We start from the raw sequence: 11,655 nt of genomic DNA, 5'->3' as shown, positions 1-11,655 counted from the left end.
GTCAGCGTGCCCCTGCCTGGAGCGGGGCGAGGGTGAGCAGGCCGCAGCCGTAGGCCTTGGACGGGCCGACGCCCCCGAGGAGGGCGGCCTGCAGCAGACCGGGATCGGTGACGCGCAGGTGGCCCTCGAAGGTGGCGGTGGTGAGGGTGACGGGGGTGCGGGTGCCGGGCTTGGTGAAGGTGCTGCGGCCGCGGTCGGTGATCCTCACCTCCCGGGCAGGCTGCGCATCCGCGGGGGTGTCCGAGGGCGGCGGTGCGAGGCCCGGTGCCGGCTCGTCCGTCCGCGCTTCGGGGACCGTGAAGCCCCAGCGGGTGGTCCGGTCCAGGAACCAGCCGAGCTGCCGGGCGGCTGTGCGGTGGGCCATGCGGTAGGAGCGGTGGCGCAGTTCGGCTTCGGTCCTGGTGCGGTGCGGGCTCGCTCCGTCGGGCTTGGCCGTGTTCTGGACGGGGCTGGCCTTGAGGCGGAACGCGAACTCCCGGCCGACGGCGAGCTGGGCGAGCAGCGGGCTGTAGTCGCGGACCGCGTAATGCTCGCCGTCGGCGTCGGGCCAGCCGGCCTGTTCGACGAGGTGGGTCCAGTCCGGCTTGGACGGGGTGAGGACCAGCAGCATCGGGCGGCGCGGGTGGTCGGCGTCCAGGCGCCACAGGATCCGGTCGCCGGGGGCGGTGTCGGGGATGCCGGCCGTGACGGCGCCGTGCAGGGCGCGGGGGTTGGCGAGCAGGGTGCGGCTGGCGGCGCGCAGGGGGTTGATGCGGACGCGGGAGAGGTAGGTCATGAAGGTCACCAGCCCAGCAGGGCGAACGGGTCGTGGCCGCCGGCGTCGGTGGCCGGGTGCGTGCTCGTGGTGGACGGGGCGAAGCCGGTGGGGACGCTGAGCCATGCGTGGCGGATCCGCCGGGTGGAGAAGCCGCGTTCGCGGGGTGCGAAGGTGCGCGGGACATCCTGGAGGGTGTCCTCGCCCGCCGGGTCGTCGAAGGTCGCCGCCAGGTCGATCCGGTGCGGCGAGAACGGCTCCGGACCCCGTTCGGCCCGCCGCCGGTAGGCGTCCCTGGCAGGCGCGCCCGCCTGCCAGGGCTCCGCGGCCAGGACGTCCTCCAGGGTGGCGTCGCGCACCGCGCCGAGGACGATCGGCTGGGTCGGGACGCACGAGCGCCGGCCGAGCGCGAGCGGGAACGCGGGGCGGCGGACCGCCTCGGCGAGCGCCGTGACAAGTGCCGCAGGGCCCTGGACGGCGGCGACGAACACCGCGTCCTGGAGGTAGTAGCGGTGGGTGACGTGGGTGTCCTTGGCCGGGGAGGTCGGCTTCTGCAGGCCCTTGGCGTTGACGCCGGCCTGCGGCAGCGGACGGCCGCGGTAGTCGCTGACGGTGTGGTAGTCGCGCAGCAGGGTTCCGGGCTGGTCGATGCGTACGCCCAGGCGAAGGCCGACCAGGTCGGTGATGTCCGCCTCGCGCGGTCGGCCCGTGGCGGCGGCGAGCAGGCCGACGACGCCGGACTTGGTCGGCTGGGGCCGGCTGTCACGGCGGTTGAACGCACTGCGGTCGCCCCAGGACTGGAGCGGGCCGGCCAGGCGCAGGACGAGGACCGCCTGCGCCTCGTCCTGCCGGTCCCCGGCGGGGGCGGGACCGGGTGTGGGGTCGGTGGGCATCAGTTGCCGTTCACCCGCTCGGTGAGGGCGGCGCGCAGGCCGTCACGCAGCGCAGTGAAGGTGCGGTTCGCCCCGAACGCGTCCGCCAACTCCCGCCCCGGCCCGTCACTGTCGGTGCCGGGGCCGAGGGTGTGGCAGATGGCGACGTACAGCGGCTCGTCGCCCCACTGCTCGGTGGCGGTGGCGAACTCCCCTGCGAGGCGGCGCGCGGACTCGGTGACGATGCCCCGGCTCGCCGGGACGGGGTTCTCGTAGGCGGAGACGAGGTTCACGGGCTGGTCTGCGCGGACGACGACGGCGACCAGGCTGGGGCGGGTGCGGTGCGCGAAGGAGTTGCCGTAGCCGGTGGGCATGGAGCGGGCGAAGGAGTCGACGAAGAGGTCAACGGCGTCGACGGCGGCCTTGTCGTCGCCGAGGTTCTCGCGCAGCTGGTGCAGGCCGACGGTGGCGTAGCGGTAGAGAGTGGCGGAGTTGAAGCCGATGGTGCCGATCATTCCGGCGCCGGTCTCGTCGGCGGTGTTCTCGTCGTCGACGGCCGTGTAGTAGTCGAATTCGAGTTCCGCGGCGTGGGTGGAGATCGCGTGGGCGACCTGGGTGGCGGCGTCGACGTTCAGGCCGGGGATGTCGGCGACCATGCGGCCGAAGAGGGCGACGTCGGCCGGGTGGCCGGTCTGCAGCTGCTCCTTGACCGGCAGGGCCTTGACGGCCTCCTCCAGGGCTTTGGCGTCGAGGGCGGCGAGGTCGGCGGCGGTGTCGGCGACCAGATCGACGATGCCGTCCAGCTGCCTGCGCCCGTAGAAGAGGAGGTAGGCGGTGTCGCCTTCCTTCTTGCCCGCGGAGATCCCGGTGGCCTTGATCAGGGCGTCGGCGATCCGCTGGGCGTCCTCCGCCGAGACGGGGGTGCGTTCGGCAATGCCTTTGGCGAGCTGGGAGGCGATCCGCTTGGTGCGGGTGGCGAGCTCCTGCCGGTCGCGGCTCTCGGCGAAGTGCAGGCGTGTGGCGCGCTTCCAGGCCTGGGAGGAGACGCGGGAGCGGCGCTTGCCGCCGAAGTAGGCCTCCTTGGGGTTGCCGTTGTCGTCCCGGTTGAGGTTGGCCGGGGGGACGGTCTGCAGGATGTGCACGTCGATGTAGAGGCGGTCGGTCATGCGCTTCTCCTCGGGATGGCGGTACGGGCAGCTGGGAGGCGGGCGGGAGGGGTCAGTCGGTGGGTGCCTTGTCCTTCCACGCCTGGTAGCCGACGGCCCACTTGAGGCGGACCTGCGGGCGCCGGTCGGTGTGGTGCCAGGCCTGGATGTCGGCCATCAGGTGGTTGTAGTCCAGCGGCTGCCCGACCGTGCGCAGTTGGGTGATCAGGCCGCGCAGGTGGACCAGCAGCGCGGACACGCTGGTGGCGCCCGCGAGCTGCGCGACCCGGGTGTCGAGGGCTTCCTCGCTGAACTTGCCGCTGCGGCGCAGGGCACGCAGGGCCTCGCCGAGTTTGACGCCGCGTCGGTGCATCGGTGCGGCCTGGCTCTGCTGGTGCAGGCCGTAGAGGGCCAGGGCGGCGTGTTCGGCCTTCTGTTCGTCGGAGACCTCGTCGCGCAGTGCGAGACGGTCGTCGACGTCGCAGCTGTAGAGCGGCCACATCCTGGGGCTGTCCATGGCGGGCCGTCCGAGGCCCGAGCGCATGGCCGCAAGGTCCTCGCCCGGGGGGCGGCGCGGCTGCTTGGTGCGGGGGTCGATGCGCCAGGTGTGGTCCGGGGCGGTGAAATCGTCCCAGTACCGGCGCCTCTTGCGGGCGGTGGTGTGTTCAGTAGTCAAAGTCCGCTCCAGGGGCGGGTTCGGGGTTGAGGTCGGGTCCGGTCCCGGCTTCCCGGGCGGCAGCGGCCTGCCGGACGGCATCGGCGTGGCGGGGGAGGATCTCGTCGACCTGGCGCCGGAAGTTGGCGCCGGCCGTGCCGAGCCGGTAGGTCTGGGCCCTGCCCGATGTGCCGCTCTGGTCGAGCGTCCGGCCGCCGAACGTGGTGGCGGGTGCGGCCAGCAGGAGCGTGTTCGCCGCCTCCCACACGTGACGGTGGGCGACTTGCTCCCAGGCGAGCCGGCCCCGCTCCAGGACATCCTCGTCGTCGCCGGCGTCGCGCACGCCGGCGAGCAGGCGGCGCACCAGGGGGTCGAGGCTGTGCAGGAGGAGGTCGCCGGGGCGCTGGCCCTTGTCCCAGGGGATGGGGTCGGTTCCGGCGGCGCGGCGCAGGTCCGCGGAGAGGTTGTTGACGGCCCTCGCGAGGAGTTCCGCCTGTTCGGCCGCGTCCAGGAGGAGCTGGTGGGCTTCGCTGTCCTGATGGAGAGCGAGCAGCGGCAGCGGAATGGCGTCGTGAATGACGTCCTCGACGACGGCGGACTGGGTGCCGTAGACCACGCCGAAGGTCTCGACCTGCAGCGGGTAGTCGGCGCCGAGCTTGCCGCTCTCCTGCAGGCCGCTGACCTCATCGAGCAGGACGCTGGTCTCGAAGGCCCCGTCGGCGCTCTGACGGGTGGGGGCGAGGAGGGCGTCCAGGCCACGCCAGGCGGCCTTGCCCTGGGTGTGGCGGCGCGGCCGGCGCTCGGGCAGGGCCGAAACGGACTTCTTGACGGGGGCGGTGAACGTCCAGGCGGTGTGCGGCTCCTGCTCGGGCAGCCGCGTGAGGCGGTCGCCGGCGCTGATGACCACCCGTGCGACTCTCAGCTGCCCGGCGTCGTTCTGGTGCGGAATGAGACGGATCCGCCGGGCCTGCCACGTCCACAGGTCGAGCAGGCCCTCGGCTGCGCGCGCCGTCCAGGACGGGCCGTGGGGGCCTCGCGTCCACTGCGGGGTGCCGAGGACGCTGGGCGGGGTGACCGGGAGGTTGAGCAGGAGGGTCTCGTACAGGGTGCGCCCGGTGGGGACGATCACGCCGAGCTGGCCGAGCGGGCCGGTCGGGTTCCCGGTGGTCTTGCCCGCCTTGACCTGGTCGTCGCCGACCACGCCGGTCTTGATCGCCGCGGTGTCCCAGCAGTGCGCGTGCACGAGCCAGTGGGCGGCCTGGGCCGGTGTCAGGTCGAGCGGGTCCGCGTCCGTGCGGCTGGCGAACAGCGGGACGTTGTTGCCGCTCGCGGCCGTCGCCACGAGGGTGGCGGAACCCTTCGTCTCGTCCTTCGCGGTGCGCAGCCCCGCGACTTGCGCGAACGGGGCGGCCTGGCCGAAGAGGTCGAACTTCGCCCGGTGCTCGTCGAGATAGAACTGGAGGCGTTTGCGCTCGCTCTCCGCGAACCCGCCGTTCTGCGTGAGGCGCTCGCCCTTCACGCGAAGGGTCTCGGGCGCTCCGGTGGCGTGGGCGACAACGGGCAGCAGGACCTGGCGCAGGAGGGCCGGGAGCTGGGTGGAGAACTCGACGACGATCCCCTCGAACTCGTGGGCCCGGGCCAGGGCCTCGGCGATCCCCAGCTCGACGGGAGGCCCTCCGTCGACCGGCCGCACCGTCAGCCACGGTTCGTCGACAAGGTTGTACCCAGGCACGCACATTCTCCCAACTAGCCATGTTTAGCGCGTTGTTGAATCATCGTGGCATCATCGTCGGCCGATCGTGGGGCGAATGCTTGAATTGCCCCTTGGGCCCCGCACGTTCGCTCGCGCGGGGATGGCCCCTGGCCGTGTTTGGCCGCCCGTGACGGGCACAAGTCGGCCCCGCGCTCGCGGGGTTGGGTGGTGGGCCCGGCAATCGCCCGGCCCACCACCTCGCCGTCATCCGTACCGGCGCCCCCCGCTCACCACGAGGCCGAGGTCGTCGTCGTAGCGCAGCCGGAAGTCTCCGAGGGCTGCTTCGCCGCGCTCGTCGAGTTCGAGGGCCAGGCTGTAGCGCAGCCAGGGGTGGTCCCGCCAGCCCGCCAGCGGGCCGAGCGCCTGCTCGGCCGCCGCCGTCGGCTTGGCGGGGAGGCGTACCGTTCCCGCGAGGACGTCGTCCAGCAGTTCGGCGGCGACCTCGCCGTTCGGGCCGAGCCTGCGGCCGGTCATCGCGTGGAAGCCGCTCTCGGTGCGGCGTACCAGGACGACTTCCGCGCTCCGTTCGCCGTCGCGGACGAGTGCCTCGAACTGTCCCTCGGTCAGCTTGCCGTGGGCGCCGCGGTGCAGTCCGGCCAGGGTCGGTTCGCCGTGTTCGCCGGCACGGGTGAGCAGGTACTGGGAGGCGTTCTCCCGGCGATCGGCCTGCCGCCTCTCCCAGTCCTGCCGGGCCTGGGTCTCGGCCTCGGCCCATGCGTCCGGGACGACGGGGCCGGTGCCGTACACGCGGGCCACCAGGTCCGGCACCTGACGGGGGATGCTCCACGTGTCCCCGCTGTCCTTGGTCACTCGCTTGACCTCGGCGGCCGTGCGCAGGAGCAGGTAGCGGCCGTAGATCTTCTCGGAGGCGCCCATGATGTACGGGGCTTCGTCGTCGTGGAGGTGGAGGCCGGTGACGACCACGGTGGGCTGGGACAGCCGGTGCGGGCGTTCCACGCCGTCGTGGCGGTGGAGGCGGCCGATGCGCTGGAGGAGCAGGTCGACCGGGGCGAGGTCGGTGATCAGCAGGTCGGCGTCGACGTCGAAGGACTGCTCGGCGAGCTGGGTCGCAACGACGACCAGCCTGTCGGGGCGCTCGTGTCCCCGGCTGGGTGGTCCGAGGAGGTCCAACACCTGCTGCGTGCGGTCCGCCCGGTGGCCGGCGTGCAGGCGGCCGTGCAGGAGGCGGACATCGGAGCCGAACTCCTTTTGGAGGGCTTCGAAGGTGGACTGGGCGCGGGCGACGGTGTTGCGGATGACCAGGGCGCATCCGCCGTCGGCCAGGCGCTCCTTGAGGCAGTCGGTCACGGCCGTATCGGCCGCGGGCGTCCCGTCCTGCCGCCCTGCCGGGCCGGTCGGCGGCGGCTCATCGAGCACCTCGACCCGGACCTGAAGGTCGTCGCGCCACGACTCGGTGCTCTCGACCAGCAGCTCCGGCCGCCCGTCCCGGCCCGGCCAGACGGCCGTCACGCTCGGATAGCCCTGCGGCTCGGGAAGCTCCAGCGCCACCGGGCCCTGCGCCGACTGCGTACCCGCCACGTAAGCGGCGACCAGATGCCGCCGCTGCTCGGGCGGCAGGGTCGCCGACAGCAGCAGCACCGGCACTCCGGCCTGCCCGAGCCACCACAGTCCCTCCAGCAGGAACTGCGACATGTAGACATCGGCGGCGTGGACCTCGTCCAGGATCACGACCTTGCCGGCCAGGCCGGCCGCCCGCAGCATCACGTGCTTGGTGCGGGTCGCGGCATACAGGAGCTGGTCGATCGTACCGACCGCGAACGGGCTCAGCAGACCACGGCGACGGCCCAGGAACCACTCCGCGGGCGCTCTGCGTGCGGCGCCCTCGCATCCGTCGAAGGAGTCGGCCGCCATGCCGTACTCGTCCTCCCCCACCGAGGTGAACGGGTCGTCCGCGCCCTGGCCCCACTCCCCCGCGCCCTCCAGCAGGCCACGCCACTCCTTGTTGAACATCCGCTTGCCGTGCAGCAGTGCGACCTGGTCCTCCAGCCCGTCCCCGACCCCGCGCAGCCACGAGCGCACCTGCGTGAACATCGGATCCGCGGTCGCCTGGGTCGGCATGCCCAGGAACACCCCGTCCGCCCCGTGACGGGCCGCCATCAGCTCCGCCGCCGCGAGCGCTGCCTTCGTCTTCCCCTCCCCCATCGGCGCCTCGACGATCACCAGCCCCGGCCCGCCCATCCGGCGCACCACATCCAGGACCATCTCCTGTGAAGGCCTTGCTCCGTGCCCGAAACGGTCCTGGAAGGTCTCCGGCCCGGGCACCGCCAACGCGCCCCAGCCACCACGCAGTCCGAGCCTCGACCACGCCGCCGAAGCCCGCCGGCGCGCCTGGGGCATCGCCACCTTCGACAGATCCGACACGCCGGTGAAGTGCCGCTCGTCGCTGGCGATCCAGTCCGCCATCACCACGAAGCCGGACAGCTGAAGCTGCATCGCGCGACTCGGCACCAGAGCGGGCTCAACCGCGGCCAGCGGCGACTGACCTTCGTAGCCGACCTCCCGTGAGAACACTTCCGCCAGGGCCAGCTGCGCGAGCTTCCACGACCGATCGTGGCCCTGCAGCTTCTCGTTCCTCCTCGGCGGTTTCAGATCCCCTACCGTCGGGATCAGACCGTGGTGGCCGGCGACCAGCGGCCAGACCCAACCGACCTGCTCCTCAGACCACTTCGCCTCGGCGAGCAGCGCCATCAGCACCCGGGCACCGGCCTTGTCGTGCCGCCAGGACGCCCCCTTCACCGCGTACTTGTCCCAGGCGAGCCCCGCCTGCCGGACCGCGGCCTCCCCGGCAGCGTCCAGGCGCTGGAACACCGGCGTGGCCTTGCCCAGGTCATGAATCCCGCACAACCACGCGAACAGACGCCGTCCCTTCCCCGCACCCCCCGCCAGAGCGTCCAGACGCCACCTCGTCACCTGCGGCAGGTACCGGTCCCAGACCAGCTCGGCAACCGCGGCGGTGTCCAGCATGTGCGACAGCAGGAGATTCACCGTCCCGCCAGCCCGCCCCGCCGACTTTCCCCACAACGCACCCAGCCAGCCCCTGACCTCCGGTGGATACCACCGCCAGCGATCCTCGGCCATCGTCCCGACCTCCACGTACGAGTACGCTGCGGAGCGTAGAGCCCAACACTGACAATCCACCCGGACAGAACGAGAGACGGCGGCGACGCATGAGCTCCTCAACGGCCCGTCCACCGAATCGAACTGAATCAATCGGAGCCCACTGAGGAGAATCGCCGCAGGTCAGCAAGTATCGACCCCGCGCTCGCGGGGGTTGCCCCTGCTCGACAACTTCGGCGGCGGGGTCGGCATGATCGACCCCGCGCTCGCGGGGGTTGCCCAGAGTTGACGCTCATCACGCAGGGCGGCGGCGAATCGACCCCGCGCTCGCGGGGGTTGCCCCTCAGCTGGGCGGCGCGCCGCAGGTGCCGGATCATCGACCCCGCGCTCGCGGGGGTTGCCCTAACACCGCGCTGATGATGAACCTCCTCGAATAATCGACCCCGCGCTCGCGGGGGTTGCCCCAGGGTGGTGGCCGCCTCGATCTGGCGGCGCATATCGACCCCGCGCTCGCGGGGGTTGCCCCCCGAACAGCTTCAACCCGAAGGCCTGGAAGCCATCGGCCCCGCGCTCGCGGGGGTTGCTCCCTGGGTGCCGGTGCCGCGCAGGAGCTCGCTGGTGTACTGGCCCGCCTCGCCGCCCACCGGGAGCAGCCACGACCGCACCCAGGAGAGGCGGCGGCCGCGCCGGGCCAAGATCGACGCCCCGACCACATCGAAGCCGTCAGGCCCGGCCCGCAGCCGGGCTGCGGGCCGGGAAGTGCGCCACGGGCCGGTGCTCCGGCACCACCCGCTCGGCGGCGTTCAGCGGGTGCGGCCGAGGTCCGTCACTCCTTCCCCCGGTGGTCGTCGTAGGCACTGGTGCCTTCGTCCAGCAGTGGGCCGCTCCCGGACTGGGGGTGCTTCAGGTGGGCGGGGGCGAGGGCGCGCAGGCCGTGATAGCCGAGCAGCACGATCAGGGTGCCCAGGGCGATGCCGCCGAGCTCGAAGTCGTCGCTGAACTTCAGCGTCACGTTGCCGATGCCGACGATCACACCCGCCGCGACCGGCACCAGGTTCAGCGGATTGGTCAGGTCCACCTTGTTGTGGATCCAGATCTGCGCGCCCAGCAGACCGATCATGCCGTACAGCACCACCGTGATCCCGCCCAGCACCCCGCCCGGGATCGCCGCGACCACCGCGCCGAACTTCGGGCACAAACCGAACAGGATCGCGAAGCCGGCCGCGCACCAGTACGCGGCCGTCGAGTACACCCGGGTCGCCGCCATCACGCCGATGTTCTCCGCGTACGTCGTCGTCGCCGGACCACCCACCGCCGTCGACAGCACCGTCGCCGTGCCGTCCGCCATGATCGCGGCACCCATCCGGTCGTCCAGCGGATCACCCGTCATCTCCGAAACCGCCTTCACGTGCCCCGCGTTCTCCGCGATCAGCGCCACCACCACGGGCAGCGCCACCAGCACCGCGGACGCCTGGAAGCTCGGCGCGTGCAGCGACGGCAGACCGATCCAGTCCGCCTTCCCCACGCCCGACAGGTCCAGACGCCAGTGCTCCGTCGCGGCCCCGCCGCCGACCGGAGAGTGGATCTTCCCGAAGACCCGGTCGAACAGCCACGACACCGCGTACCCGAACACCAGCCCCAGGAAGATCGCGATCCGCGACCAGAACCCCCGCAACACCACCAGCGCCAACCCCGTGAACGCCATCACCAGCAGCGCCGTCCACTGGTCCTGCGGCCAGTACGTCCCCGCCGCCACCGGCGCCAGATTGAACCCGATCAGCATCACCACCGCACCGGTCACCACCGGCGGCAGCACCGCGTGCACCACCTTCGCCCCGAGCCCCTGCACCACCGCACCGCACGCCGCGAGCACCGCACCCGCCACCAGCAGCGCACCCGTCACCGTCGCCGTGTCCCCGCCCTGCGACTTGATCACCGCGGCCACGCCCACGAACGACAGACTGGAACCCAGGTACGACGGGATCCGGCCCTGCGTCACCAGCAGGAAGAATACCGTCGCCACACCCGACAGCATCACCGCGAGGTTCGGATCCAGCCCCATGAGAATGGGCGCCACAAAGGTGGCCCCAAACATAGCCACCACGTGCTGCGCCCCGAGCCCGACCGTCCGCCCCCACGACAACCGCTCGTCCGGCCGCACCACAGCCCCGGGCCGCGGCGCACGCCCGTCCCCGTGCAGCTTCCACCCGAACCCGACCTTCATCCCATGTACCTGTTCCACTCGACCGTGTCCCGAAATGCACCCCGGGACCACACGCTGAAACCACCATGATCTCCCAGCCGCAGCGTAGGTCGTTCGAGGAGGGCTCTGGTGTCGGTCTCGGCGACGACGGCGGCCGTGCCCGACAAAGGGCGCGAAGCTCGTCGCCGGCACAGCACGGCGAACAATCATGGCCATGCGTGTGGTCATGCTGCACCAGCCCTGTCAAGGCCCTCGGTGATCGGTGAGAGACTCAACGCGAACAGTCACCGAGGAGTGGCACATGTCAGCGAGCAGCTGCACCGGGCCGGCCCCAGATGGGTCCGGCTTCGGCGCACTGGCTCTGGGCCTGCTCGGAGCCTGCAGTAGCCCTGGTCCGTGGCGCGCGTATTCGGGTGTCTTGTTGGTGAGGCCGTGGGAGCATCGGCGGGTGATCGACGATGCGGAGCTGTTTGCCGCCGACCTGATCGGGCGGCGGCTGCTGAAGGTGACCACTGCTTGGCATCACCACGCTGACGACAGACCATCGCTGGTGCACCTGTGGCTTCACCTGGAGGGGCTGGGGCCAGTCCTGTTCCACACGCCTTCGACCGGCTTGTCCCTGCGGGCCGATCAGCCGCACGGACCGTACTCAATGGCGGAACACGGCAGCGTCTCCGTGATCGATGATTCGCCGGATGTTCCGGTGACCTGGTTCGTCGGACAGATGATCCGGTCGGTTCGGCAGATCGACTACAACGACGGCCATGTCGGATTCACGGCCGGCCTCACGCTCCAGTTCCCCGGCGGCAGCGTCCGCCTGCTCGGTCTCGTGGACGGTCTCCTCATCGCCCACGACCAGCATCTGGGCGCTGTCGAGGCCCACCTGCACGAGGATGTGGCCCTCGCGCGGGTGGTGCAGACCTCCGGGGGCTGCCCGTCGCAGTGGGACGCCTGGACGACCATGGGCCAGTACCTGTACCTGCGGTACCGGCACGGCGAAGGGACTGTCGAGCAGCATCCGAGCGAGGACGTCGACACCTGGGACGGCGAGGAGTCGAGGCTCTGGACCAGCTGGGACGACGGAACCAACGGCGGCCGGATCGAACTCACAGACTTCCTCGCCACGGCCGGCTTGAGGCTGGACCCGGAGGCCGAAGTCCACACCACACCGTCGATCGGCCCGAGGGTCTGAGGA

At 71.7% G+C, this 11,655-nt stretch carries 8 protein-coding genes and 1 CRISPR repeat array; of the genes, 1 reads left to right on the top strand and 7 read right to left on the bottom strand.

Features of this window, described 5'->3' with window-relative positions; translation table 11 throughout:
* Window position 1: 1 nt before the first annotated feature.
* From cas6e to ACF1AK_RS04535, 7 genes are all read right to left on the bottom strand, one after another.
* The gene (cas6e, locus tag ACF1AK_RS04565) at window positions 2-775 is read right to left on the bottom strand and encodes a type I-E CRISPR-associated protein Cas6/Cse3/CasE (protein ID WP_391497264.1); all 774 of its coding nucleotides are present in this window, start codon (window positions 773-775) and stop codon (window positions 2-4) included.
* 5 nt (window positions 776-780) lie between these two features.
* Complete coding sequence (gene cas5e, locus ACF1AK_RS04560) at window positions 781-1,647, bottom strand: type I-E CRISPR-associated protein Cas5/CasD (RefSeq protein ID WP_391497263.1); 867 nt, start codon at window positions 1,645-1,647, stop codon at window positions 781-783.
* The gene (cas7e, locus tag ACF1AK_RS04555) at window positions 1,647-2,792 is read right to left on the bottom strand and encodes a type I-E CRISPR-associated protein Cas7/Cse4/CasC (protein ID WP_391497262.1); all 1,146 of its coding nucleotides are present in this window, start codon (window positions 2,790-2,792) and stop codon (window positions 1,647-1,649) included. The genes cas5e and cas7e overlap by 1 nt, the downstream gene beginning before the upstream one ends.
* 52 nt (window positions 2,793-2,844) lie before the next feature.
* On the bottom strand, window positions 2,845-3,447 hold the full coding sequence (gene casB / locus ACF1AK_RS04550) for a type I-E CRISPR-associated protein Cse2/CasB (protein ID WP_391497261.1): 603 nt from the start codon (window positions 3,445-3,447) through the stop codon (window positions 2,845-2,847).
* On the bottom strand, window positions 3,437-5,164 hold the full coding sequence (casA, locus tag ACF1AK_RS04545; RefSeq protein ID WP_391497260.1) for a type I-E CRISPR-associated protein Cse1/CasA: 1,728 nt from the start codon (window positions 5,162-5,164) through the stop codon (window positions 3,437-3,439). The genes casB and casA overlap by 11 nt, the downstream gene beginning before the upstream one ends.
* 219 nt (window positions 5,165-5,383) lie before the next feature.
* Window positions 5,384-8,278: a CRISPR-associated helicase Cas3' gene (gene cas3 / locus ACF1AK_RS04540; protein ID WP_391497259.1), complete on the bottom strand. Its 2,895-nt coding sequence runs from the start codon at window positions 8,276-8,278 to the stop codon at window positions 5,384-5,386.
* A gap of 171 nt (window positions 8,279-8,449) precedes the next feature.
* Window positions 8,450-8,843: a CRISPR direct-repeat array (repeat unit 28 nt; unit sequence ATCGACCCCGCGCTCGCGGGGGTTGCCC).
* Between the two features lie 240 nt (window positions 8,844-9,083).
* Window positions 9,084-10,481, bottom strand: coding sequence for a uracil-xanthine permease family protein (locus ACF1AK_RS04535; protein WP_391497258.1), 1,398 nt, complete (start codon window positions 10,479-10,481; stop codon window positions 9,084-9,086).
* Between the two features lie 427 nt (window positions 10,482-10,908).
* Between ACF1AK_RS04535 and ACF1AK_RS04530 the strand changes: the two genes are divergently transcribed.
* On the top strand, window positions 10,909-11,652 hold the full coding sequence (locus ACF1AK_RS04530; RefSeq protein ID WP_391497257.1) for a hypothetical protein: 744 nt from the start codon (window positions 10,909-10,911) through the stop codon (window positions 11,650-11,652).
* Window positions 11,653-11,655: the final 3 nt, after the last annotated feature.

It is taken from the genome of Kitasatospora sp. NPDC015120 (assembly GCF_043080305.1).
Taxonomy (GTDB): domain Bacteria; phylum Actinomycetota; class Actinomycetes; order Streptomycetales; family Streptomycetaceae; genus Kitasatospora.
Note: the sequence above shows the minus strand (reverse complement) of the source record. Positions and strands in the feature narration are given on the sequence as shown.